At 57.1% G+C, this 26801-nt stretch carries 12 protein-coding genes; 6 read left to right on the forward strand and 6 right to left on the reverse strand.

Annotated features, from left to right (window positions below; all coding sequences use genetic code 11):
- Positions 1-21 precede the first annotated feature (21 nt).
- Genes ACK4FZ_RS02200 through ACK4FZ_RS02215 form a run of 4 tightly spaced genes read right to left on the reverse strand, consistent with a single transcriptional unit; the run spans position 22 to position 6786 of the window.
- Positions 22-1461 carry a sigma-54-dependent transcriptional regulator gene (locus ACK4FZ_RS02200; RefSeq protein WP_409818090.1) on the reverse strand — a complete coding sequence of 480 codons (1440 nt, stop codon included), beginning with the start codon at positions 1459-1461 and terminating at the stop codon, positions 22-24.
- Positions 1458-2984 (reverse strand): phospholipase D-like domain-containing protein, encoded by a 1527-nt coding sequence (locus ACK4FZ_RS02205; RefSeq protein ID WP_409818091.1) that lies wholly within the window; start codon positions 2982-2984, stop codon positions 1458-1460. The genes ACK4FZ_RS02200 and ACK4FZ_RS02205 overlap by 4 nt, the downstream gene beginning before the upstream one ends.
- Positions 2984-4225 (reverse strand): hypothetical protein, encoded by a 1242-nt coding sequence (locus ACK4FZ_RS02210; RefSeq protein WP_409818092.1) that lies wholly within the window; start codon positions 4223-4225, stop codon positions 2984-2986. Before ACK4FZ_RS02210 ends, ACK4FZ_RS02205 begins: the two co-directional genes overlap by 1 nt.
- Positions 4222-6786 (reverse strand): AAA domain-containing protein, encoded by a 2565-nt coding sequence (locus ACK4FZ_RS02215; RefSeq protein ID WP_409818093.1) that lies wholly within the window; start codon positions 6784-6786, stop codon positions 4222-4224. The genes ACK4FZ_RS02210 and ACK4FZ_RS02215 overlap by 4 nt, the downstream gene beginning before the upstream one ends.
- 872 nt (positions 6787-7658) lie before the next feature.
- Here ACK4FZ_RS02215 and ACK4FZ_RS02220 point away from each other — a divergent pair.
- The 6 genes from ACK4FZ_RS02220 (at position 7659) to ACK4FZ_RS02245 (ending at position 24584) form a co-directional block, all read left to right on the forward strand.
- Positions 7659-14498, forward strand: coding sequence for a hypothetical protein (locus ACK4FZ_RS02220; RefSeq protein ID WP_409818094.1), 6840 nt, complete (start codon positions 7659-7661; stop codon positions 14496-14498).
- Positions 14495-17296, forward strand: coding sequence for a hypothetical protein (locus tag ACK4FZ_RS02225; RefSeq protein ID WP_409818095.1), 2802 nt, complete (start codon positions 14495-14497; stop codon positions 17294-17296). Before ACK4FZ_RS02220 ends, ACK4FZ_RS02225 begins: the two co-directional genes overlap by 4 nt.
- A gap of 34 nt (positions 17297-17330) precedes the next feature.
- Complete coding sequence (locus ACK4FZ_RS02230) at positions 17331-20873, forward strand: helicase-related protein (RefSeq protein WP_409818096.1); 3543 nt, start codon at positions 17331-17333, stop codon at positions 20871-20873.
- Between the two features lie 5 nt (positions 20874-20878).
- Positions 20879-22954: a hypothetical protein gene (locus ACK4FZ_RS02235; protein WP_409818097.1), complete on the forward strand. Its 2076-nt coding sequence runs from the start codon at positions 20879-20881 to the stop codon at positions 22952-22954.
- Positions 22951-23751, forward strand: coding sequence for a phospholipase D-like domain-containing protein (locus tag ACK4FZ_RS02240; protein ID WP_409818098.1), 801 nt, complete (start codon positions 22951-22953; stop codon positions 23749-23751). The genes ACK4FZ_RS02235 and ACK4FZ_RS02240 overlap by 4 nt, the downstream gene beginning before the upstream one ends.
- Positions 23752-24293: 542 nt before the next feature.
- Positions 24294-24584 (forward strand): nucleotidyltransferase family protein, encoded by a 291-nt coding sequence (locus ACK4FZ_RS02245; protein WP_409818099.1) that lies wholly within the window; start codon positions 24294-24296, stop codon positions 24582-24584.
- 126 nt (positions 24585-24710) lie between these two features.
- Here the strand turns inward: ACK4FZ_RS02245 and ACK4FZ_RS02250 are convergent.
- Positions 24711-25822 (reverse strand): IS3 family transposase gene (locus tag ACK4FZ_RS02250; protein ID WP_409818100.1). Its coding sequence is split into 2 segments (ribosomal slippage): positions 24711-25564 and positions 25564-25822, totalling 1113 coding nucleotides; the frame shifts between segments, so codons are not numbered across the junction.
- A gap of 193 nt (positions 25823-26015) precedes the next feature.
- Positions 26016-26792 (reverse strand): Arc family DNA-binding protein, encoded by a 777-nt coding sequence (locus ACK4FZ_RS02255; RefSeq protein ID WP_409818101.1) that lies wholly within the window; start codon positions 26790-26792, stop codon positions 26016-26018.
- Positions 26793-26801 lie beyond the last annotated feature (9 nt).

A 26801-nucleotide genomic window follows, 5' to 3' on the forward strand; every position in this document is an offset into this window, starting at 1 on the left:
ACGACCTGTTTACGCTGGATTTCAGACTTTTCCGTATATCGAATCCTGTCTTAGCGTTTTTTCATCACAACCGAGGGCATCCGCTGCTGCAGCCCACGTACCATACTGTTCCTTTGCCCACCGCGCGAGGCGAGCACGGAACCAATGGATGCGTTCAGTGCGGGAGCCTTCCCCATGGGCGCTGCTCTCGTGCTCCGGTGTCAATGTGAAGCGCTCCCACTGGATCAGTGCCTCACGGATCCCCGGACTCGGATCAGGTGATGACCACCAAGCCATGCAGAGCACAGCAAGGCGCTGAAGGTCGCGAAGGTTGCCTCGCAACATGTGGCTACGAAGTGCATGTTCGAGGTCGCGTGACCACGGCGCGTCCTCGGGCAGGTCCTCCCGCTGCCGGATCTCTCGCCAGACCCTCCCCCAGTCCTCTTTGATGTCTTCCCGACACTCACGGAGGGGAGGCACAGTTACGACAAGGTGGCTGAGGCGGTCGAACAGGTCTGTATCAAGGCGCCCGCGCAACTCTGCGACAGGCAGGTTTGATGCGCAAACGAGTTCGACATCTACGGTCTTTTCACGATCGCTGCCGAGCGGCCGGTAGCGACGCTGGCGATCCTGAAATACACGCACGAGCTTCCGCTGAGCTGCTTGCGGTAGATCCTGCACCTCGTCGAGGAAGAGGATGCCTCCGTCAGCTTCGGCAAGGAGACCGGGACGGTCAACAGCGGCTCCCGTAAAGGCGCCCTTGTGGTGTCCAAAAAGCAGGCTCTCCACAAGAGCAGAGTCGAGACCTCCACATGGCACGGTGACAACCTTCTTCCGCTCCTTTAGCGTCGCAACGAACGTCTCGACCAATCGCGTCTTGCCCGTCCCTCGCTCACCGAGGATGAGCAGCGGCGCTCCAATGACGAGCGCATACCTAGCGAGATGGTCGAACGCCACGTGGCGCGCGGCCGAGCGAGCCTGCGGCTCGTAGACCGCGAGAGCAGGCTCGCAGCGCGCAAAGCGGTGGATCTCGGCCAAGTAGGTGGTAATTGAGAAATCCACAGGGTCAATGCGGGGCCGCCTCGTCTCGCGGCTGAATTGCGAGGACCACAGCTTCGTACCATCTGGGAGCGCACCACCAGCGTGAAGGATAAGCCACACGCTATGCATTGCTGGCGTTCCCGGAGACACGTTGATGTGTAGGCTCCCCTCAAGACCACGAAGGCGTGGCAGCACTAGCGAACACACCTGCTTGTAGATCCCGGCGTGCAGCGTCGGATCGTCAAGAGGAATCTCAATAAGCTCGATCCCCGCTCGCTCGACGAATGCAGGTACCGCTCGCTCACGGCCAGCCTGGACGAGGTAAAGCACGCGCTCGATATCGATATGTCTATTCCGAAGTGCCTTGATGGCGTTCTCGAGCACCTCGCCCCCCGCACGTTCGGAGTGCCAGCACAGAAGTGTTCCAGTGCTGCAACTCATCGGTTCGCTCCCTCGCCGAGTACAACGGTAGCCGCATTAGCCTCAGCCATCAGCACGCACGCCTGTTCTAACTCACGGAAAGAACTCACAGCTACCACAAGACGCCCTCCAGGCTCACGGAACAAGGGCGGCTCATAAGACAATGGAGGACAATCCTTCCCCTCGGATGGACGTAGCTGCTCCTTCGCCTTCGCAGCAAGTGTTGGGGCGATCACACGCCAGATGCAGCGCAGTTCGTGGGCCAGTCGAGGAAGGTCGACGGGTTTAGGGAGCGCCGGCCTCGGTGCTTCGAGCATCGCGGCTGAGGCGGCCGTGATCACGCCGAGGTCCACGTCGACCGAAGCCTTGATATCTACGTCGACTAGCTGTCCCCGTTGCCATAGCATCACCGATCCTGAGAGAGCACCGAGGCGTGGCTTAGATTCGAGCCTCCAAGGCGCGGCACTGCTCCAGATCGTAAGCCGGTCGAGCACCTCTTGTGCACGGCAGTCTGTCAGGCGGACGCCAAGTTCGAACCCAGTATCCAAACCATCACATTGCAGGTTCGCGGACATGACCAGCGCGTGTCCAGAGTCAGTCCAAACGGCTTTGGCATGAAGCCAGCGAAAACCAAGCACGGTGGCACCGGCCTGCGCAAGCGACAGGAGCGCCGGCATTGACGACGGCCGTACCCGCGCGAGCACCGTGACATTCACCCCCTCGCGGGCTCGGGTGCAGAGCCGCTGCACAACTTTGTGGTTCTCGTCCCAACCGAAGCTGCTAACGACAATTCGCGATCTAGCTCCATCAATGAGCTGCAGTACCTCTGTACAGAGCGAGTTTGTCTTCGCCGTCGTTGCGACAATCACCCCGCCCGCCTCGGGATGCGTTACCTTGCCGAGTGGGCGCGTCGACTTGAAGCGATCCTTGGGATCCACTAACTCATGCTCGGCCGACTCCCACATCGCCCACTTGAGGTAACTGGTCACGTCGACCACCTCTGCGGTGGTGAGCGTGACGGCGAGCTCCTCATTCCGCTCAAGCGCCTCGGCCGTGAGGTTCGCGGTGAGCAGGACTCCCGCCGGCTTCGTATCGGGATCGATCACGACGACCTTGGCGTGGAAGTGCGGCGCGGAGCGAAAGAGCGCATGGCCGCCGAGGCGTGTCAGCATCGCCTTGTGCTGCTCGAGCACGCGCTTTTCGAACTCTTCTTCGCTCTCCTCGCGACCGAGGCGCGCTTCGGAGGCGAGCAGGACGTAGACACGGACACCTCGCACAGCCGCCTGATGGATGGCGTCCTCTACCGGCTTGTCGGCAAGCAGAAAACTCGACATTACGACCTTCTCGCGAGCCTGCGAGAGCAAAGAAACGACGGCATTCGCCATCTCTCGGTTTCGGCCAGACTCGAATACCGCGTTGCCTCGCTCATCACGTAGTACTGTGGTCTTCTGGGTTGAAACCCAAACAGGTGGCAGCTCCTGTTGCCGTTGGTCGATGATCTCTTCGAACGACTTTTGCCAAACTTCTTGATTTATGGTGGCCATCACAAACTCCAGTCCTCTGCGGCGACTAGGTGCCACGCACTAGGTGTTGGTCGATTCGTCCACTGTCGTCTGGCCGCATCAGCAAGTACTTCCCTAGTAGGTGTAACCGTGCGGAACTCAGCGAACGGCGCGACCGCATCAGTCGTCCATGCGTTGAAACGATCTACAGTCGCGTAATCTCGGACACGCGCTCGAAGCCTCCACTCAGCCCAACGACTGGCATCAAGATCTGTCCGTGCCCGTAGCGAGACCCTGTCGACAGTTGTGGGGTCGAACGCACCGACTCCCGTGATGTTCGGGCTCCTGAACACCACTGCCCGAATCAGGGACTCTCGCTCGCCCGGTGTCGCGTCGTCGAAACCGACACGCAGCGCGAACTCCATAGCATCCCAATGTGACCAAAGCCCCTCGGTCTGTATCAGTTGCATCCAGACGGCTTCAGCGCTGACTTCTGGTGGATTAATCGCGGTGTTCACTCGAGCGTCGCCGAGCTTACCGTCAACCCTTAACCGAGCCCCGGACACGTCCCATGCTGCTCGTAACATTGTCTCTGCCTTCACCGCTTCACCCTCGGCTTCGAGGTGATCGATGCGGAGCTGTACACCACCGACGAGCGGAACAGAAACGACACCAACCGCGTCACGGACCCAACGCGGTAATTTCTCAAATGGCCGCTCGCGAACTCTGTCTCGCTCTTTGCCCAAGACCTCTTCGTAAGCCGTCGGCTCCACCCAAGGCTCGACGCGCAGGATCGGAGTGGCAAGCAGCGGGTCGTCACTGGCCCATATCGTCCATGTTCCTTGCTCGGGAACAAAGACTTGCTCCGTCGCTAGCGCTGTGTGCCCTGACTCAGTCAGGACATAGCCACGATCCCTCTGCTCAAGCAGGCGGTAGCGCTCTGCCAGGTCCAGCAAGCGCTGAGCGACGACGCGTCGTGATCTGGCCTCAAAGAACAAGTGCTCTGCAATGTCTCCGGCGTGAGTTGTACCACATTCGCGCACCCGCAGAAGCACAGGCATCAGCTCGGCCCGCTTGGCCGCCTTGGCGATCTTCCCAATCACTCGCCAACAGTAAATTTTGATAGAGCGCTGAAGGCGAATAGAAGGCAGACCATTTTGATGGATGCCAGCTATGCTAGTACCCGATACAACGCCGATTTCACTGATGCTTTCTGCGTCTGACGCGTTGCTGGTCAGCACACCAAGATCAGAAAAATTCTTTATGCTCTTCTTGCCGCTCACAGCGAGCCCTTTCTCAAAGTTTTTTCCCACTTTTCGTTCTTCGCAAAAACCCCGAGCAAGCTCGCCTGCGCCCTAATCATGGCGTGACGGTCGCCGATTACGATCCTTTGGTAACGCGCACGCGTGAGCGCAACATTCAGCCGGTTCGGACTCTCGAGGAAACTAGTTGGGCGCGCGCTGGCACACGAGAGGATCACGAGGTCCGCCTCATGCCCCTGGAAGCGATCGACCGTGCACAACTCGACTACTAGGTATGGCCGCCCCTTGGGGCCGAGAGAAAAGTGGCGCATCCCTTTTCCCTGTCGTGCCCAGCGCCTCAGATGATTTCGAATTTCGCGCTCTTGACCTCGGTAAAATGTCAGCACTGCTGCTTCCCAGGGGCGCTCTCGCCGCTCACCCGTTTTTCGGTCGATCTCAATACACGGGTTATGTTCAGCCCACTGGTCGAATGCGCGAAGCTCTTCGATAACCGCCCGTGCCTCGACGGGGTTCTTGTTGAAGCTGCTGTTGAAACCACCTCGGACGTCGAGCCAGATTGCTCGGCGAGCGTGGCGCCCGAACCCCCACATGCGCTCTGCCGCCAAACTGTCCGGGGTGAAGAGTGCCTCTCGGTCGTAGATGTGCTCGTGCGAGAACGCGGCGATATCAGGGTGCATGCGGTGCTGCGTACTCAGAAGCACATGGCGTGCGCGAATCGCTTGCGTCGGGAGCCCATCTGAAAGTGCAGACCCCTTACGAGTGTTAGGGTCTCGCTCGAAGCCATATCGGAGCGATTCGAGAATCGACGGGAGTGCAACCCGGCGTACGCGATCTATCTCCCTCCAGACCATCTCCGTGTCGGTGCTGGTCTCCGCAGCCGGCAGGAGATCATCGATCTGATCGCGGAGCCGCTGGCTCGTCGAGCGCGTGCGGTGCTCAGTGGGCTCAGCCTCATGAGCGAAACGCTGCTCGTAGAGGCGTGCGAGTCTCCATGCAACCTCGGACGCCCACTCAGGCTGCTCCTCGCGACCGCGCTCAGAGAGGCACAGCCACGCCTCGGCCCTCCGTCGAAGCGCTTGTAACTCCTCTCCTTTATGCCGCACGGTCACAACGTCGAGCGGAAGCTCCTCAACACGGGCCTCAAGGTCGTTGAGTGCGCCAACGATGACCGCAGCACGCCATAACTCATCATCGCTTTGTGCATTTGCTATATCGACCTCACGGGCGGCTGCCTGTGCGACATACACGTCGAGTGTACTGGGCACGTCGACCGCAATCGCAGCAACCCGTCTCCTTCTTGAGTCAGTTTGGCCGGCCAAGAAGACGTCAATGCAGGCGTTTCGAGTTACCTCGTCGCTAAGGCACGCTTCGACGTTTACAGCCATCGCATCGTCATCCACATATGGCGATAGCTGCTTCGGGTCACCAACGATAACCCAACGCTTTGCAAGGATCGCGGGGACGATGAACTCCTGAAAGGTTGTCTTGGACGCCTCATCGACGATCAACACGTCGAACGTCGCGGCCGCATGTCCATTGGCCTTGACGTCCGGGTGCTGCAGAATGCCGATAGTCGTTCCGCAGACTAGGTTTGCCGCGTTGAGCACCATGCGCTCAATCGTGGTCGAACCATGTCGTACAGCATCGAGCAGCGCGAGCTGCGACTCAGTGAGGTCCCGGCGACCCTCTAGGTGCCGAAGGAGTCGCTCTCGCTCCGTCCGCACAAAGCGCTCGAGCTGCCAGGGGCTTGCTTTCTCGGAGACGTTCCTCCGATCGCCGATGCGCACCGGGATAACAAGGTCTCGGTGCGGATTCCGCTCGTCCATCAGCCGTTCAAGGACGTTATCGACCGCGACATGGGTTGAGGCGCAGAGGAGCGCCCGCTTACCTTCCTTAGCGAGCTGCAGGACCAACTCACAGATAGCAGTCGTCTTGCCGGACCCCGGTGGTCCCTCAAGAAACACGAAGTCGGGTGTCGCCATGGCGATCTCAACGAAGCGGCGCTGTTCATCGGTCCCAGGGCGCCTCTCATCAGTGAGCACCATCCAGCCTTCGTCGTCGATACAGGCCGGTTCGAAGGACGGCCAGCGGGCGTGATCCGCGGACTCCATTAGTCGCAATAGCGGGCCATGGGACGATGACGGTGCATTCTGCAGCGCTTGGAGGGCCTGAATCTGCCTGTGCAGCGTGAGCGTGTTTGGGCGCAGGAGTAGTTGAGCGCCAGCAGGCCGGCGATCAAGTAGAAGCTGCGACGTCTCGGGATCACGATCCAGTACCAGGAGCTTACGTTCCTCCGTGAACCTCCGCCGCCCGTTGCGACGCCGATCCCCAGGATCACCAGCCTTATCATCTTCAAGTAGCTCGAACACATCGTGGACGTTTTCGTCCATGAATGCTCGGAACGTTGACTCAGGCTCGTTCGGACGGTCCTTGGGTTCTTCAAGTTGGACCCAGACACCACGCACACGATCAACATCATCCACGTCTGGTGCGACGCCAGGTTTCCAAGCGAGCCGCTTCACGGCGGCATCGCTCTCCATATAGTCTTTTGTTCGGCAAAGAAAGTCGTAGAACGTCTTCAAGCCAAAGAAAGCGCTCCTCATAAGGATGTCTGGCCGTCGGACACCTAGACTCTGGTAATGAAGCAAAGCCAAAAGCAACCTCCCTTAATGATTAATGGCATACCAATCACTACAGCAAGAGAGATGCCAGCAACCAACCATCACACAAGTCACTGATTTTATGAAATTTAGCAGCTCCCCTTGCCAGACAAGCAGGGTAAAACCGCCCGCAAACGGGTAAATATACCCGTTAAATATTGCCAGCATCATATGAATGATGCGGTTTTTTCACATAATCATCACTAGGCCATGACGGGCCAAGCGGGAAACACAACATTGCCTTGCAGAAAGGACGGCGATTCATCCACGCCGTTTGGTGCACTGGGAGTCTGCTCTTCGGAGACCACGCAAAGGGCAAGGGATAAGCCGTTCGCCGTCGGACGGTCTAATGGAGGAGGTCGGTGGATCAGCGGTAAGCCGCGGCGATTCTCCCGAAGCGGTCACCAGCCTTGCGAACGGAAGTGATGGTTTGTGGCCGATAGCGGACGTCGGGGGTGCACCATCGGCTTGTCCGCTAAGGCCGAACTGCAGCCTACCCGCCGGATACCCTACCTAGAGTAGCAGTAGGTCGTCGGCTGAAGCTGTCATTCAGATCTGGATCAAGAATCTTTGTTTTCGATAAGAAAACAGTCATCGAGGTATCTAGCAAATCGGGGCCGATTCAATTGGGGGGACGACGTTGGCATCCAAAATTTTTCACATTACTACCTGTACATATAGCTTTGGAATAAGGTGTAATAATTAGAAGTCTTAGAGGAAACTACCTGATTCTTGCCGAGCGCCTCAGACAAAGAGTCCGGAGCAAAAACTCAGCACCCGTGAATGGAAGAAAAATGCCGAAGATTGATCTTGAGAGCATCTCCAACAACACCAAAGGCATTCCCGATTTTTGGCACATCGATGCTTCAGGCAAATCCAGTCCGGAGGTCTTCCAGAAGCACTTCGGCCTGCCAAGGAGCATGCGCAACGAAAAGTTGATTCTGACTTTAGCGTTCTCGCGTGAAAAGCGCCTGACCCACTTTGTGTCGCGCATGCTGCACTATCGCAACCTAAGCCTGCATTTCATGCTTTCAGGCGACAAAAATGTCAGCCCCGAGGCACATGCCATGGCACGCTACGACGAAGGCTGGCATCTGCGCAACGAGGGAGACCTGGTTGAGGTGCAAAAGCTAGAGGAGGAGGATCTCAACGCAAAACTGGCGGGGTTGCTGGCGGTACGCCGCCACAAGGATTACAAGCCTCATCAGGTTAAAGTCCAAGCTCTTGCAAACCGCGCCAATACCACGGTGGATCGCGCCTTCGAAACGATGTGCAAGTGCGCCATTGAAACCTGGCTCAAGGCTCGTAACGACCTAGCCAACTGGGGGCAAATGGGTGTGGGCGCCAGGCAACTAGTGGCCGAAGTCATTTTCGCGGGTTTCACCTTCTTCGGAAAAGCCGCTCTTGAAGACGTGGCAGCCATTGAGCCGGGGGTATTTGACTATTACCTAACATTCCGCGGGCTCAGCGCTTTCAGCTCTGTAACCTCCACTCCGGCTTCCATGGAGCCCATGACGTCGAGCGTCAAGACGGCACCGCTAGATCTGCCGCAACAGCTGAGCGAGAACGACAAGCACGACGAGCTCAGCAAGTTCCAGGTGCATCAGAAGCTTGTCAGCCCCCAGCTCACCGATAAGGCCTCTCAGAATCCAGTCTCCCTATCATTGGCAGCCCATCCCGCACCGGTAGCTCCCGCCGGACGAACGGATAGCGCAAAGATAGCTTCTGCACCGTTCGTGCTCGCACCAATCGTATCTGACACAACTCCTGCTGCTGGCCATCCGGCAGAGCAGGAAGCTCCAGCTTCGCTGCACGAGCTCTACGTCTTCATCAGCGACATTAGTCATCAGGCTCAGGCCAACCCGCACGCGGGGCCGGAAGCAGGACATCGCATCCAACAGTTGCTAAATGAGCATCTGCAACGTCTGGCGGACCTGCAGTCTCGGCTTTCGCCTGAAGAGGTGCATATGCTCATCGAGCGCTACTGTAATGCAGTACTGCACATGGCCAAGGCTCTGGCTTTTGAGAACAGCGATCTGCGCGACCTTGTGCCCGTGCTGCGTTCAGCCTGGAGAATCACCGTGGTCTCGGCACTGGAGGACGGCCGACCCAAGGCCTGGTTCGAACTTAACCTGAGCGAGCGCCAGCATCTACCCGAATTCGTGGAGCGTTTCGAGGCTGAACAGGCGCGCATTTCAGCAGCGACTGCCGAAATTGAAGAGATTCGCCAGCAGCTGGCCCAGGCGAAGTTCACCGCCCGTGCTTCACTCAAGGCCAAGGAGACCCACAAGACCAACGAGATCAATAGCGCCCATCAGGAGCTTGAAACGATCCGCGTGGAGGCCGCCCACTGCTTAGTACCAGAGGGCCGCACGCTCGACGATTTAATGGAAGACACCTCTCTACTGCAAGACATTGAGGTCGATGTGGAGGGCTTTAACCCGCACGCTATTCAAGATCTGCAAGCGGTATTAGCGGCATTGCCCACCTTGGAAGCCCAAGTACAACCGGCACATGACGCTGCAACGACGAAGCAGCTGTTTCAAGAGACGATCAGCGAGGCCATCGCCGAGCAGGGACCACCAGCCCTTCCACCTGTCTTGGTTGAGGCCCTGGTACCAACAAATGTCGTGGAGCCCCCACCTGCGCAGACCGCTCTGGAGATCGAGTCATTGTCTGTAGCAGAAATTGTCTTGGCACCTTTTTCACCGGCGTTCTCTACACAAATTAAGTCCCAGGCGATCGCAGAAAAGCAAATGCATGATGAGCCCGTGGCGCAGACCCCATCTGAGTCAGATCTAGCATTGGTGTCACCCGAGTCAGTAGAGCAGGAAGACGAGACGCAGGAGGTCTTTGCAGATAAGGAAACGGCGGTAGTCGGAGTCAACCAAGCACTCAAACACCTGCGTTGGGCAGAATCCAGGGAAGAAGCCCAGCAGGCGTTTCGTATCGCTTATGACCAGTATTCCCAAGTGCCACGCTACATCGCCGAGGCGGTAGCGCTGCACTGGATCGAAGCAGGCCACCTCAATGTTGCAGCCCAGATTCTGCGCGATGCGGGGGAGTCTACCCTGGTACACGACCGGGTGCTAGACGCATCACTATTACGTTCGGCTTTCTATGGCATGAATCTATGGCCGAAAGACCGCGAGGCGCTGAGCTTCACCCAGCGCGACCTCAACCTCCTCAATCACAAGGACCTAGAAGACCAGCTTGAGCGCAAGCCCACAGGTAGGCTCGTGCCTTACCTGCTAGTATGCGCAACTTTGCAGCCGGCGCTTTTTGCTGGTAGTCAAACCCAGGCAGCTACGCTGTTGCGCTTAGCAGCCGACCAGTTCGATGATCACCTGGGTCATCTGAGCCAGCTGATTACGCACACGGCGGATTTCTCTCTCCGCGGAGGTCGCCTTGATTTGGATCTGCTGCGCAACGAGAAGGGACAGCAGGTTCACTTGGCTGTGGCCAAGCTACAGGACCAGGTTAACGCCTGGGTGCAAGTAAACCAGCAGCGCACCAAGCGCTGGCACGCTTTAAGGCTGGCTTTGCGTAAATGCTCCGACCGGCCCATTCTGGCCCAGGCCATAGCAGCCATCAAGGAAGGCGAAACTGGCGACAGTGCAGCTGTTCGCAGCTTTGTGGATAAATATTCCTCGTATGCGGAATCGCGCCGCCTGCTGGACGATCTTGTCGTTGAGATTCGGGCAGATTCGCCCGTAAGTGACCACATCGACAGCCACGCCTACTCTACCTTCTGTCGCCAAATCGATGCCCTGATCGCGATCGCCAATGCCTGGCTGCTGGAGGTTGCGCCACCCGACGTGCGCCTCAACGAGGTGCAGGAGTTCCTGCAGAAGTTCCACACCTTACTTGAGCGCTCAATCCATGCACTGGAAAACCACCCAGGACATGCTGAATTGGAACACCGCGCCGGCAGCATCATTTTGCTGAAGGCCCTTCGTAAGCTTCAGGCCGAAATCAAGGCAGATTCGCACGACACCTGGCGCTTTGACCAGACCGACGCAACCTTCCGTCTGTCCGAGACTTTGGCCAAGCTTGACATGGGGGATGTGGGGGTCGACCTGCGCCTGGAGTGGTTCGCCATGCGTTTGACATCGCCAAACTGGCTGGCAGACATGCTAGCTCTAGCCCAACGTCAGCAGTCGCACTGGGTGCGCTTCCTCCTATTGCGGCAGATCGAGTCGGATGGCAGCCCACGCACGTCCGAAATCGACAACGTGAGCAACGACATTGCTGGGGTGCGCGCCGAGCTCAAGAAGGCGATCGAGCAGTTCCGCAACCTCTCGCTGCAAGCGATGTCGGTGGATATCATCAACGAAGGCGAACACCTTGCTAACGTGGACCTCGGCTATGAATGGCTCGAAGAACTATCAGATCGTAGGCCATACGTGGACGTTTCGGACATCGAAACAGAAGTCCAACAACGGGTCCGCTCCTTGGAAAAACTCCTCAGCAGCAGTGCAGCGCTGCTTGAAGAGGAACTCGACCGCGAACTGCTGAATATCCGCGTCAAGCTGGGGCAGGATGCCGTTCCCGAAGGCTGGGATGTACGTGCCCGCCATGCTCTGGATAAACGCAATCTCTCACTGGTGCGCGAGCTCATCAACCAACTCAAGGAGCACAGCGAACGCAATGCTCGCTTAGTGGCGACCTCGCTGCTGGATAACGCTGAGCTGAGCGCATTCCTGCAGGTAGAGGGATCCCTGTCGACTCTGCTGGGCGAGCACCTTAACCCCCGCGAGGCTGGGGAGCGGGTCATTGACGAGGCCCCGGGCGGACTGGACTACGCCATTAACAAGGTGGACTTCAGGAACACCATTAAGACCTTGCTTGAGTGGCGCAGCAAAGGAAGGAACAAGAAGATCAAGCTCGAGAGAGCCACCTATGAAGACATCGTCTCGGTGCTGCAGTTCCTTGGCTTGGATGTTGTACAGAAAATCGGCAACGAGGATGTTCTTAATAGCTGCGAGTACACGCCTACGGGCGACTTCCGGCGCCTAAAGGTGCGCATCTCGCGACCATCTCTACCCAAAGGCTTTCCACTTTTCGAGGGTGACATCGGGTCCTCCCAACTTCTGAACATTATCTTTGTGCAAGGGAACTGGAACCAGGCCGGTTTGATTGATCTCATCGAGCGGCACGGCCAGCCAGACCGTTCCATCCTCATGGTAGGGCATCCTTTGAGTCCGGAAGAGCGCAAGGCATTCGCAACCTTCTGCCGAGATCGCAAATGCACCATATTTCTCCTGGATCCCGTCATCCTCTCCTATGTCGCCACGGCGCGCTATCAGCAAGTGATGTTCGAGACATTTCTCCGGGTGAGTGCCGCTTGGACGTTCTACAACCCCTACACCAAGGGAGATGCTCGTTTACCGGCGCCGCCCGAGATGCGCTTCGGTCGTGAAAACGACATTGCTTCGCTGGTCGAGCCACGGGGCGCGGCTTTGGTCTACGGCGGTCGCCAACTGGGTAAAACCACGTTGCTCAATGCCGCGGTACAGGAATTCAAGAAGCGCGACCCGCTGCACAACCACGCCTACTACATGCCGATGGACGGCATCTTCCAGCATGTGGTCGAGCGCGGTATCAATGTAAAAACGCGCCTGTTCGAGCAGTTGGTGCGCAAGCTCATCGACGACAAGGTCCTGCCCAACAACCCAGGCAGTTCCCTGATGGATCCGGAAGAAAGATTACGACAGGAGTTTCTTCGCCCAGGCACTACCAAGGTCCTATTCTGTCTCGATGAAATCGACTCAGTCCTCAACAAGGATGCCGCGACCAACTTCGAATTGGTGCGTTCGCTCAAGGCGCTGGTCAACGATCAACATCATCGTTTCCGAGTGGTGTTCGCCGGTCTAAACAACGTCAACCGCTTCCGCACCTATCCGAACGTGCCCTTGGAGCAGCTCGGCAGTCCACTAGAGGTCGGCATCCTATCATCCCAGGATGCTCGCAGTCTGATCTTGCAGCCGCTGACCGCCCTTGGCTATCGATTTGAGGAGCCGGAGTTAGTCGACCGCGTGATGGCGTTCACGAACCGACACCCGAGCTTGCTGCACATTTTCTGCAGCGAGTTAGTGGAGCAGTTGGGGCGGGACCGCACCCGAACCGACGGCATTCGCCCGATCCGCCAGACCGACATCGAAAATATTGAGAACAACTCCGATGTGCGCCGGCTATCCGGTGAGCGCTTTGACATGACGCTCAATCTAGACAAACGCTACACAGTGGCGGTCTATGGCCTGATCGCCGCATACGACAAGAGCATAGGGAAGTTTACGGTCAGCAAGGCGCTGGAAGTGGCACGCACCTGGGTGCCTGAAGAGTTTGAGCAAATGAGCGAGTCCGGCTTCGAGAGCATCCTGCAGGAGCTTGTCGGACTGGGCGTGTTGCGGGTGGACGATAAGGCTAAGCGTCAGTACGCCTGGCGCAACCAATCCATCTTGCAGCTCATCGGCTCAATGGATGACATCCAGCACAAGTTACAACAGGCCATCAAGGGCTTGAAGGATCACGAGCAGGACGTCCTAACCTGCCATGCCACGGACTCGGGCCCTAACAAGATTCCATCGCCGCTGTCCCTTCAAGACGAACGAATCATCCTATCAGCTACGCCGCCCGAGGGAGCCCCCAAGTATTCGGTTTCCCTAGTCATGGGCACACCGGCCCTAGGGCTAACTATAGAGACCATACAGGAGGGCTTCAACGCTATCAACGAGTTCCAGTCTGGCTCCTTGATGTCCAAGTACGAAACGCAGGTCATGATCGATACAGCGAAGATCGAGCTTAATAAGTTCTCCGAGCGCATCCAGACTGCGATCGATAGCTGGGCCTCAGCAAAGCCGGCGGTCGTACTGATCTCTCTCGAGGAATGCTCCTCGATCGATCGGATTATGGATCTGATCAGCATTGCTAACGAAAAGGCTTCGAAGGCGACACGTCTCAAGCATCCGCTACGTCTAGTCTTCCTGCTAGGCCCCAAGGCCATGTGGAACTGGCATTCCCACCCCTGGCTCACCGCTGCGCCTGACGAGATCGGAGGCCGAGTCGACCTCAACCGCTGGACACAGCATGCTTGCGAAAGCTTGCTCGAGCAGCAAGAAATGTTGTCCACACAAAAACAAGGCGAGTTGCTGCGCTCAGCCACTGAGGGCTGGTACGACTACTTAATGAAGTTTATCGAGGCGCGCAGGAAGAAGAAATCTGCCTCCAGCTTGGCTGATCTATCAAAGACCTTCACGCCACTTGCGCAGTTGCAAGGCAAGGATTTCGAGAGGTTCGTGACTATGTCAGGGATGAACAACCTGCCGTGGTCGCTGCCGCTAGGCGGCAAGCTCAAGGAGTTCGACATGCTCACGAGCTTCTCCCGCGGCGACTTGCAAACAGCCATCGAATTCATGTGCGACGAGGACCCCGATTTTCCAATCACGCCTGACCAAGCTGACGCAGTCGTGCGGTGGTGGGCCGCACTAAGGGTGATCGAGGTCAACAGCAAGCAGCAATCTAAGGACGCCGATCGCGAAGGCGAGATCACTTATGGTTTTGTCCCATCGATCCAGCGAGCAATCGCTGAATGGCAGCCGACGGTAGCACGCGCTGAGGAAGCGTTGGCGTGAGAGCTGCGGTAGCTACAGCCGCGCCCAAGCCCATCGGTTGGCGCGGTCTGATCGAACAGTCCTGGCCCGCCGTAACCGCCTCAGAACTGCTGCGAGGCGGCGCCGAGATTTGGGAGCATGAGGGCTTAAGCGTCCCACAAGAGGAGGAAGCCGTGGCCTTGGCAGCCATGGGCCGGCTCCTGAGATTTGGACAATCGGTGCACTTAAGTCTGCCAATTGGACGCGAGCCAACCTTAGCTCGACTAGCTTTCTACCTGCACCGTCTGCGCCTGGATGCCGCTGGCGGGCTACTACGATCGGCCTGGTTTAACCCGATTTCAATCGAACACCGCACAGATTTGATTGTATTTGGGCGGCCTCGGCGAATGTGGCGCGAATTTAGCACGTCCGCAGTCATGCGCCCGCGCTTAGTGGACGGCAATCAGCCGCTAGACCCTTCCGAATTCCAGCGCACGTTACTTGTCAACGGGCACGGCAACCTGCTCGAAACTCTGGAACTACTCGGCGCCAAAACTAAGCCCTTTGCTATCATCGTGCAGACCACCCCTCAGGGTTGCTACGAGAATTCGCTCAGCCTCATCAAGGTGTTACCTGAATTCTTCCCTGGCGTGCCGATTGTGGCGCTGGGCTACACGGGGCAGGCTTTGGCCGAGCCTTTCCCCATGCACGCCTGGAGCACGCGCCTAGGAGACGTAGTGGCGTTACGCCACGATACGGGCAAACCAATAAATCTCCTCTCCCCCATCGAGGTCGTTGCTGCGCGCGATCCGGTAATGGACGCCTTCGTCAAGAAGCTGGGGTTTATGGTATGGAATCTCAAGCGCAAGATGGAAGATACGGGGGGGGGCTCACAAGAACTTTCAGCTCTAATGGCTGTAGACCGTGCGCTGCGCTGCCTCAATGTCCCTTTACCTTTGCACGAAAAAGGTACCCACCGCCATATACGGAGCGGCCGCTATCCAATTCGAATGATCGCATCCTGGCTTGACATTGCCTCGCGCCTCAAGGGACGCCGCGGCGATATTCAGGAACTTCATTCGCAAATCATGGTAATGGCTCAGCACATGATGAAGGATTTGGCTGAGGCTAGGCCTGGACGTGTAGAAGCCATCGTCAAACTCTGCAGTGATGCCCTAATCTGCTGCCAGCGCGTAAATGTGCTGGTAGGCGGTCGACGCGATGCGGAAATCTTGCAGAACTACCTCGAAGACCGCCTCGGGCCCGAAGTCATCGGTGCCGTGATCGTTTCCCAGATGGATGGTGCGACCGCCGTTGCGCCTGAGGAGGCCGACCTAGCAATCTACGCGGGGGTGCTGTACCCGTCCCGCATTCACTGGCTGGGGCTAAAGGCCCGCAAGAAAACCGTTCTGTGCCACCCATTCGAACATGAGCGAGTCTGCGCCCAGATACAGGCCTGGTGGCAAAGTCACGCGCTGCCCAGCGCACCGCATGGTGACAAACAGCGCCTATGGTCTTTGCAATGGCCGTCAAACGGGCATTTGCATGATGCGCTCATCGATGACAATTACCCCGTCGATAGCGCCGTGCCGTTCACTTTGCTTGATATCGATGGCGAATACCCGCCCAAAATGCGTGTAGCACCCCTCGGAGCCTCCCGAGGCTTCGATAACTGGCTCGACGTACTCCTAACCGATCCCATGCCGGTGCAGCGAGATGACGAATTCGCGTCCGAGCCCACGCCGGATGTCGTAGTTCTGTACCTAGAAGGACGAGCAGAACCTATGCGCAAGGGAGTCAATCAGCAGGTCATGCGACTGCTAGGAGAGGAACTCGACGTATGTCTTGCCAAGGATCTCGCAATCGGCAATGAGCTCGTTATTCTAGTCACCGGCGAGGAACATGCGGCAACACAACGCGACCTCTTTGACATGTTTGTGCAAGATAACTACGGGCTGAGTCAAACCTTGCGCATCGCAGAGAAGTGGCAGGACTATGTCAACCTTGGCATGGAGAAATTCAAGACCGCAGCCGAGCTCAACAAGCACCTTAAGTCCAAACGTTTCAATGTACACAACAACACCGTACAGAACTGGGCCCACGGCGGAGTCATCGGACCGCAGAACCCTGCTGCCATCCGCTTGCTAGCGGACTCAGCCCAGATTCCCAATGCCGAGAAGATGGCGGATATGGTGGCCAATGCGATCAGTGTGATACGTAACGAGCATCGCCGCATTGGCACCGACTTGCGCCGAGCCATCGCGGTCTCCCGCAACCGAGATGTCTCGGCCGTACAGATCGGGACACGACGATTCTCTCGCGATGTGTTCGATGCCATGGTGAAAGTCGGCAAGGTGGTGCGCATCGAGCGACCAGCACTGGACCAAGGGGCGCTCCTCCCTCGGACCATCAAGGATGTCGCCCTGGAATTTGCCATGCGCCATGGCAGCAAGCTGCTCTTTACCCCGGCCTGCGAGCGTGTCATGCGCACCTCGCCCTTTGCAGACTTAATAGCCTTTGGCAAGGTATTGGAGGTCCTAGTTGATGGGTTCTACCCCATGCTTGCAGACCACAGCAAGTCGCTCAAGGACGTAGAAGCCATGCTCGCCAAAATTCCAGCATCCTACGCAGGAAACATGTCTGATGTGACCAAGGGGAAGCATGAGCAGCATTACTTCCGCGTCTACGAGGGCGAGAAAGTCGACATCTCCCGACACATCAAGCTCGGGCGAGCGTTCGATCCACGCTACACGCTGCGCCTGCACTTTCATTGGGATGCACTGCGCGCCAAGGTCGTGGTTCACCACGCTGGAGAACACTTGCCGACGCTAAGAAATTGAAATCGGATCAAATTACTGGGAGAGCGGAGACTCTATGACATTGAGCTACAAGGAGAAGATGGGCATATCACAGCGCCTACTCGAAGCGATACGTTTGCGCATGACCGGCAAGTCTCAGGCAGTTTTGCCGCCAGAAGGGATCATCACCGACGAGGACCCGGGCGAAATCTCTTTGGTAGGTGGTCTGGCACCACGCCCAGATCCAGATTACCACCGCGAGCAGGCTCCCAGTGCCATGGGCATGGTGCTTATGGTCGAGCCCGATGAGCAGGGGCGAGTAGTCATTGGTCTAGAAGGGCGATTCGATGTCACTCACCGCTATATCCCCTCGCTCCAGACCATGCTCTCGCACGTTCAGGTAGGCCCGGACGGCGACAAGAGCCGTCAGAAGGTACCAGACTGCTTCAAACGGTTCACCGTTGCATTCTCGGACATCGGTTTCACCCTGCAGACCAACGAACTTAGCACTTGGAAGGAACACAGACTCGAATCGGTATTGAAGCCGTTGCAGAGTGTCTGGAAAAGTGACCTGCGAATCTTCAGAATTTGTGAGGTCAACGACAAGGGATGGGCCAGCCAGATTATTCCCTGGGAACATGGCCATTGTGCCACTGACGAGGACTTAGCCAAACTGGTCGCCAAAAGCATGTTTAAGGGAGACGGAATCTTTGAGCATGACATAGTGCTTCGCGTCCGGTTACGTCCTCCACCACCCAGTTTCGCGGGCAAGGGGCAGCATTATCTGCTTGAGGTGTACTTGCAAAATAACAATGACTCAGCGACCGGGCGGCAATACTGCCTCAACAAGCCCTGCCTGTTGGATGTCGAGTTCGAGACATACCTCTATAAAGGACGCCAAATCGATGTACCACACCGCTTGCAGCCCGAAGATTATCGCTATCAACCCGAGGATGGAGTGGCAGGTTATGGCGTAGCTTGTGCGGTCAACAGGGTAGGCCCAAAGCGATTCCGAACTGATTCGATGCCGATTTTCGCGCAGCCTAGGGTGGATGCCCCGACGCCCAAAGACGTCAGCATGCCCTTGCCGGCGAGCTTTGCCTTGCTGAAGGAAAAGCCTCTTGAGGTGCTCGACGGCTTCCTTAGCGCGCTCAAGAACTACAATGTGATCTGGGATGCAGTGGAAGCCGAACTCCAAGCAGCGGGCAAAGCTGCCGAGCTTAAGGAGGTCCAGAACGACCGCGCGGCCTACAACCGCGAGGTGGCGCTCATCACCGACGGTGTCGAACTACTGCGCAAGCACGAGGATCTACGTCGGTGCTTTGCCTGGATGAATGAAGTCATGGGACGAGCCATCGCTTTGCAAGGCAAGACCTTTGATGGCTGGCACCTGTTCCAGCTGGGCTTTATCCTCACACAGGTCAGGTCAGTCTACGAGCGCCACTGCATGGTGCACGAGCGCCAAAATGTGGCCGAAACTGCGGACGTGCTGTGGTTTGCCACCGGCGGTGGTAAGACCGAGGCCTACCTAGGCATCATTGCCTTTGCAATGCTCTATGCTAGGGTGCGGGGGCGGCTATATGGCACCACTGCCTGGATGCGTTTTCCGCTACGTATGCTTTCCGCCCAGCAGTTCCAGCGTCTCTCTTACGTTGTGGCTCAAGCAGAAATGTTGCGCTGTCGGGAGTCCATCAAGGGGCATCCATTCACAGTAGGCTACTACACCGGCAGTGGCACTCCAGGCAATATCAGCCGATCCGAAGTCAAAGGCTCGGCAGTCTGGTTGCCCGACTTGACCCCTGAGCAGCTGCAGCGCTTCCAATTCATCACCGACTGTCCGTATTGTGGCAAGGCTGGCTCAGTAGGAATGAAGACAGACATAGCGCGCTCACGCATGCTGCACTGCTGCAACAACCCTGAGTGCTGGAGCAACACGAAAGCTTCATTGGGTGATCACGGAGAGGGCATCGCGGGCGAAGTCGGCATCTACGTTAGCGACGAAGAGTGCTACCGCTATTTGCCTACGGTGCTAGTTGGCACAGTCGATAAGCTTGCCGTCATTGCCCACAATGAGAAGTTCGCAGGGTATTTCGGAGCCTTCCGGCATTTCTGTCCAGAACACGGCTTCACCGCTGAGGCGAAATGCAGGCACCAACGCATCGTCAAGAATGTGCAGGACGAATACGAGTCCATGGAGTGCGGAAATAACTCTCGTACCAGCAAGGTGCGCACGCTGCAGCTTGCGCCTATGCTCGATCCAGGCATTCCCTTCCTGATCCAAGACGAACTGCACCTCTTGCGCGAGTCTTTAGGCAACTTCGATGCCCACTACGAGACTCTCCTGCAGAGCTTGCAAGTCGGCCACGGTGGCCAAGCATCGAAGGTCTTGGCAGCCACGGCCACTATTAAAGACTTTGAGAACCACATCCTTCATCTGTACATGCGGCCGGGCCGACGTTTTCCAGCTCCCGGCGCCAAAAAGGGAGAGTCCTTTTACGCGCGTATCAGCAGGGATGGGAGTGATCCGTTGATTCGGCGCTGGTTCGCTGGCGTCTTGCCGCTTAGTTTCACGCGTGGTGGCACCGAGCGCGCTGCCGCTGAGGTCGCCTCACGGTACTTGGACCAGATCGACCATTGGCTCCAGGGGCTGGCGGCCATGAATCCTGAAGTTATCCAGCAACTTGGCTTTCCTGCGGCTCGGGTGCCGGAACTCGTCGACTACATAGGAAAATACCTCAACACCGATCTGATCTACGCGATCCGCAAGCGCCAGACGACGATCATCCGGGAGCACCTCGAAAACCTCAACCCTAGATATGCACAGCCGCGCACCCATGTACTGCTTGACGGCCAGACCTCCCTAGACGACATTCTTGGAGCTATCCACCACGTAGAAACCAAGACGCCCAGCGACCCTATGCGCCATATTGTGGCCACGAGTGTTGTTTCTCACGGGGTTGACATCTCGGAACTCAATTTCATGGTACTTGACGGCTGGCCGCCCTCAACGGCGGAGTACATCCAATCCTCCGCGCGCAGTGGACGCACTCAACCCGGCATCGTCATATCGATCCTAAGTGCGGGCAAGCTATTCGAGTCGGGAGTTTTCCTCAACTTCGGGGATTACCACTTCTTCCTTGACAAGCTGGTTGACTCAGTTCCCATTAACCGCTTTGCACCCAATGTGCTGCAGCGGACTTTGCCCGGCGTCTTCACTGCGGTGGTCTTCAACTGGGCCAAGTTCCAGCCAGGTTGGGGGGAAGGACTCAACCGCGGTGCCAGCCAGTTGCACAAAGTTCTCAACGACGCCACAGGCATCGCGCGCCAAAAACTGCGCGGCATGCTGATCGAGGCACTGGATGTACCACCTGCGGTGCAGCCGTATTTCGACATCCGGGTACTTACCACATTTCGCAAGCAGCTGGACGAGGAGGTCAACCGGGGACTACATCGACTGCAAAACCTCAACGCAGCCAATGCTGACAAGGACCTAGGCACCGCTCTAGAGTCCATTTACAAGTTCGGCCCTATGCGGTCTTTCCGCGACATCGAAAACCAAGTCGAAATCACGCCGCTGGATGCCAAGTCCGCGCACGTGCTCCATGCCCTGGGGAGGTAACCGCTATGGCCGACCAGATCGAACAAGAACTGATTCAGAACAGCCGGATCTTCTACGAAAATTACCTTCCGGGCGCCGTCACACGCCTACGCAATCAGTCGCTGGCCCAGGTCGTTGGCGTTGGGGACAAAGAGGACGCATTGGAAGGGCTCGACCGCAATCAGCTGATTGACGCGGTACGCAAGTTCCTTTTCGATTGGAAGAGCAATGGCGGCTCGGTTGACGCTCTCTTCGAGGAAGCTGCCGAACGCAACGACTTCCGGGTTCAAGCCCCCAGCGAAATATATGTTACGCCGTTTCCTATGGTCCTACGTTGCAGCAAATGCGGCGCGCTGGAAAATCACGACAAACCCAAGCGGGCGCCCGAGCTTGTGCTCACGAGCGCGCAAGGACGTATCACGGGCAGCGGCGGCAACGCTAACATCCGCTGCAACCGCAAGGGCTGCCACGGCTTGATGCACCAAGTGCCCTACGTCGTGGTACACCGCTGTGGCCACATAACAGCCATAACGGTCCCGCCAGCGGCGCGCGGCCACATTGCCCTTGGCCTGCGAGCGAACACTGGCATGTACCGCCAGAACATGTTCTTCGACATGACCACCGACGAAAACGTCTCTGGCGCCACCACGGATTTGTGTCCGACCTGCTCTGTCAATAGTGCCAACAGTGGCAAGAACTTTCCGCCCCTGCAAAAGGGAACACCGGTCGGAGGTGGGGATGCCTTTTTCCCCCAAGTGTTGCAGTTCGTGGCGCTTTCCAAGACGCCTGGTCAACTCGTCTCGAGTGTGCAGTGTGAGCTCGCACGACTGGCCGAAGGCGGCGGGCTCACGGGGCGCGCCAAGGACTTAGCCGAAGGAGTAGCCTTTGGACTTCTCGGCTGCATTGATAGCTTGGCCTTGCAGTCCCAGCTTCTGCAGATCCTCGAAGGAGGCACGGCCACCCCAGAGGAACTAGGTCAGATCCACGCCGAACGAGAAAAGCTTGAGCAAGACATCGTCAAGCTCGAGGCCCTCATTGCGGCCGGCACTGACCTAGGTTCGATCCTCGACATCTCGAAGGAGAAACTTTCCAAGCTTATTAGCAAGTCAGGGGCATCGGAGGGCACCTTCCTAGCCGTTCGTCATTTCATCGACCGCGACGATGTCTTACTAGAACTCATCAAGCAACGTCGCACTATGGAAGCAGTGCTGCTTCGCCATGATGTCGGTCGACAAGGCCTTCAGCCGTCTATCGACGCTACGGTCGATCCGACCATCAGGGCTAGCCGAACCCAGGATTGGCGCGACGTGCAGGACATGTTCGGGGTGCAGGACATCGCCCACATTCCTGACCTCAAAGTGGTCTTATCGGCGGTTGGTTTCACGCGCGAAAAGCGCGAGCCCGAGCGCAGCCCGGACGAAGTGCCGGTCAAGCTTAATCCATTCGAAGACCGGGTGCGTTCTTCGGCAAAGGGCAAGGCTGTACTCTATGCCTTGAGCGCTCAAACCGAAGCTTTATGGATCAAACTCGACTCGCTCAAGGTCTTGAACTGGTGTGTCCACAGCGCGGGATGGGAGACACCGCCGCCTGAAGCTCTGGCTTCAAGGGCGGCTGCCCAGGCCTATTTGCTGAAAAATAGTCCCATCCTGACCCAGCCGCCCGGGCAAGCTGCAGAGCTAACCAAGGCCCTGGGGGCGCAAATAGCTGCTCCGTTTCACCTGTTGCATACCATCAGCCACACGCTGATGCTTACTGCACGGCGCCACAGCGGCTACGACAGCCAGACGCTTACGGAGTACATCCTGCCGATGGACCTAAGCTTCCTAATTTATGTTACCTCAGTGCAAAACTACACTGCAGGCGGCCTCTTGACGCTTTTCCAGCATTACTTGCGGCGCTGGTTCGATGACGCTTCACTGCACGCCTACAACTGCGCTTTTGATCCAATTTGCTCGGACGTGGGCTCCGCCTGTCCCGGTTGCATCCAGATTTCGCGCGGTTGTGAAACATTCAACGTTGGTGTCTCGCGCTCCTACCTGCATGGCGGCTATGCCGACAAGGGGCAGAGCCTCTGGATTCCCAAGGGTTTCTGGCAGGCATGAGCATTACGATGCGGGCCTTGCTCATCTATGGGCTAGCCAACTATATGAAGAGCCTGTCGATTCCACAGGCCCGGGTCCTGGCTCACGAGATGACCGTGGCGGTCAGCGCACATGTGAGCAAGATGCAATCTACTCACGGAGCGAACGCCAACCTGCATTTACCGTCTTTCCCGAAAGAGGCCTGGAATGAGTTGACTGTTGGCGTTCCCTGGGAAGCATACTCGCACGCTTACGGGACTTATGCCGGACAACCCATTACCACCGGCACGCAAGCTCTATGTAGCGCCCCGCAGCATCTGGACCCCTTTTTGGCGAATCAGTCCGCATTTTCAGGTCTGTGGGGAGGTAGTTTACTCGTCGCCCTTGGCAAGCTCTTGGAAAGCGCCAATGAGAACCTCATAATTTTCTCACCTTACTGGCGCGCAGATGGCACCCAAGCACTGTTGGCCGCTGCAGGACGCCAGAGTTACCAAGGCATCCAAGTCACCATATTTACTCAGCCCCAGGCCAAGATGAAAGAACGCGATGTAGAGGGGTTGAGGAACTTCGTCAAGATCCTGAAACAGGCCGGTGCGCAGGTACGGGTACTGGCCCCTAAACCGCATGAAGGTCTGACACCTATCCTGCATGCCAAGCTCATTATTGCCGATTTTGTAAAAGCTTATGTGGGTAGCGCAAACTTCACCAAATCAGGGCTGGATCACGGGCTGGAAGCAGGTGTATTGGTGGAAGGTGAAATTGCGAATGCATTCGCGGTTTGGGCAAGTGCAATAGAAGCTAACTGTGAGCCTTGGTAAGAATGGGTGCCATGTCGACATCCCCGGTACAACCGATTTCAATGGCTAGGTGGCCAGCGGTTTGATGTCCGACGAGCTATGTCGGATGTATCTCATAGATCAGACCACAAAATGACATTAGCAATGTCAGTAAATTTTCTCCCTCTGAGAATTAGTGGCACGTATTATGCCTAAAGCTGTTTCGCACTTGCGCAGAGGATGATATCCCGCTGGCTTGGATGGTATGGGGCGGGAAGGTGAGTTCGCCAATGGTTGAAGTAGCCGTTCGGCTGTCCGATACCGCCACCAGCGGGCCTGTCCTGATTCTTGTGTAAACAGCTTGACGGCTTCAATCTTGAACTCTTCAGGGAAACACGACTTGCTCATGACACTTCTTTGTGGAGCCTAGTGTGAAACTCACGAGGTATCTAGGAAAGTGGGGGAGGTTCAGTAGCCGATTGCAACCTTAGTGCGTCATAATGCATTGATTATATTATTCTGATATTTTGACGCAGGTACTTATTCAGACCTTCCTTAGTTCTGATGGGCCTGTTGGTAAGGTCATGAAACCTTCTGAAGCTCTCCAAGCCCATCGGGCCAGCATTCGCAGCATTGTCGAGGCCCATCGCGCTAGCAATGCACGGCTGTTTGGTTCCGTCATTCACGGCGACGATACCGACGACAGCGACCTCGACATCCTGATAGACCCGACTCCTGAAACTACGATGATGGATATCGGTGCCATCCGCTACGAACTGCGCAAACTGCTTGGTGTGCCAGTCGATGTGCTGACACCCAATGCGCTGCCTGACTCCTTCCGTGCCCGGGTTATCGCGGAGGCTGTACCGGTATGAGTCGTAACAAGCAACGGATAGCTGACTACTTGGCGCACATTCTCTAAGCTATTGAAGGTGTAATGACCCAGCCCTTTCTGCACAGCTCAGGCTGCTAATTGCGACGTCCCCCCAGTCTCAGTAGCACTACGCTTTAGAGTCCGAGGCTAATTTACCTGATTTCTCCGCCAGTAATTTGGCGTAGGCCGCTGGCGTCAAACCACCCAGCGCTTTCTTCGGCCTTTCGTTGTTGTATTCCCTTCGCCAGGCTTCGATGACGACCTGAGCATGGCGCAGACTGGTAAACCAGTGTTCGTTCAGGCATTCGTCCCGGAAGCGCCCGTTGAACGATTCGATGTAAGCGTTCTGATTCGGCTTGCCCGGCTCAATGAGGAAGAGCTGAACACCCCGAGCATGCGCCCAAGTGAGCATCGCACGGCTGCAGAACTCCTTGCCGTAATCCGTCCTGATGGCTTTGGGCAAGCCTCGCGTCTGCGCCAACTGGTCGAGAACGCGCGTCAAGTGCACGCCGCTCATCGCCCGTTCCGGCACAATGGCCACTGCTTCGTGCGTGGCGCCATCAACGATGGTCAGGCTCTTGATGACACGCCCCTCTGCTGTCCGATCGAACACGAAGTCCATCGACCAAACCTGGTTGGCCGCCATCGGCCGCACCAGCGGATGACGGTCTGCCAGCGGCACTTTCTTGCACTTGCGCCGACGAATTTGCAGACCCGCCTCGGCATAGAGCCGATCGACCCGTTTGTGATTGACCTGCATACCTTCCTGCCGCAGTTTCAGGTAAATCATGCCGGCACCGTAGCGCCGGTGGCGCTGCGCCAGGGTGATGATTTTTTCCTTGAGCGAGGCATTACGGTCTGATCGCGGCTGGTAGCGGAAAGCGCTGGGGCTCATGCCCGCCACCCGCAACGAGCGGCGTTCACTCAGCCCCTTGCCCATCAAGCGGCGCACCAGCTCCCGCCGTGACGGTGCGCTCACCACTTCTTTCGGAGGGCTTCCTTGGTGATCTCGTTCTCGAGCATGGTCTCGGCCAGGAGCTTCTTCAGCCGAGCGTTCTCGGCTTCCAGCTCTTTGAGACGCTTGGCCTCCGAGACATTCATGCCACCAAACTTGCTGCGCCAGAGGTAGTAGCTGGCTTCCGAGAAGGCATGCTTGCGGCACAGCTCGGCGACTGGCATGCCGGCTTCTGCTTCGCGCAGGAAGCCGATGATCTGTTCTTCGGTGAATCGTTTCTTCATGTCCAACTCCTTGTCATGGTGGATTGGACGCTAAAGTCACGTGCTACTCAAGGTGGGGTGGACGTCGGTCCATCAGCATGCCGCCGGCCTGCTTGCCAAGGGCCGGGCGCAGGTACTTCCTGGAGGACGTGCTAGCTGCTCTGGAGTACCAATGGCATCCCCCTCATGGCAATGCCTGAGAGACTGTCCGCGATCACATCTTGCCCAGATCCACATCAGCAAAACGGCTCATGGCCGCTTCAATGGTTTTAAGCTTGTCCTCTTGATGTTTCTGCATAGCCTTCAGCGCTTGGTGCATGAAGTCTCTATCGCCAGGAGTCCCGGCGAGCTGCACGGGCAAGTTGTAAAGCCATACACCCATGAGCTCCTCTAGATAGCCGGGGGAAATCTCGGGCATCTCCAGGACCTTGCGCCCCTCTCCATCGTTGTATTGCCTGCAAAACTCAACCAATGAAGCTGGTGCTAGTGGGTCATTCTCCAGTGCGTTGCACCAGCCGAGATAAGACATCACAAGTTCGCCTTTGCGGCGCTCAGGGGCAAGGCGCTGCGGCCGTGTTGGGTCTGTGAACTGCTGAACATATACGGACTCCCTAGCATATCGGCGCCACGCTAATGCCAGGTCGCGCAGGAATCGTGGGTTTACCTCTTCAATGCCATGGACTGGCTCAACTTGTTCCCAATCGGGGTCTGCACCGTTGTAGAGACGGCAGTATTCTCGGTAAGCCGTTTTTTCATTTTGGTAGGTACTCGACTCTCTCAGCCATGCTTCAAAGTCCAGCAGGAGTTCTGCTTTTTGCCTTTCTGTGGGCTGGCTGGCATCAGTACCTATGGTCTTCGCGGTCAGGGACACGTCTAGCCGATGTGCGATTTCGGCATTGAGTGACCTGCCAGACTCCTCGGCTGCGACTCTTAATCGTTCATACACTCTGATTGGGAGGCGGAGTTGTGTGCGGTAAATGTCGTCAGTCATTGGCTTTGC

Origin of the sequence: Vogesella sp. (assembly GCF_046297735.1) — a bacterium.
GTDB classification, from domain to species: Bacteria; Pseudomonadota; Gammaproteobacteria; order Burkholderiales; family Chromobacteriaceae; genus Vogesella; species Vogesella urethralis.

Bases quoted from the DNA above. Each gene is read 5' to 3' on its own strand.
- ACK4FZ_RS02200 (WP_409818090.1), bottom strand. From the start codon at position 1,461: ATGAGTTGCAGCACTGGAACACTTCTGTGCTGGCACTCCGAACGTGCG.
- ACK4FZ_RS02205 (WP_409818091.1), bottom strand. From the start codon at position 2,984: ATGGCCACCATAAATCAAGAAGTTTGGCAAAAGTCGTTCGAAGAGATC.
- ACK4FZ_RS02220 (WP_409818094.1), top strand. From the start codon at position 7,659: ATGCCGAAGATTGATCTTGAGAGCATCTCCAACAACACCAAAGGCATT.
- ACK4FZ_RS02230 (WP_409818096.1), top strand. From the start codon at position 17,331: ATGACATTGAGCTACAAGGAGAAGATGGGCATATCACAGCGCCTACTC.
- ACK4FZ_RS02235 (WP_409818097.1), top strand. From the start codon at position 20,879: ATGGCCGACCAGATCGAACAAGAACTGATTCAGAACAGCCGGATCTTC.
- ACK4FZ_RS02240 (WP_409818098.1), top strand. From the start codon at position 22,951: ATGAGCATTACGATGCGGGCCTTGCTCATCTATGGGCTAGCCAACTAT.
- ACK4FZ_RS02245 (WP_409818099.1), top strand. From the start codon at position 24,294: ATGAAACCTTCTGAAGCTCTCCAAGCCCATCGGGCCAGCATTCGCAGC.
- ACK4FZ_RS02255 (WP_409818101.1), bottom strand. From the start codon at position 26,792: ATGACTGACGACATTTACCGCACACAACTCCGCCTCCCAATCAGAGTG.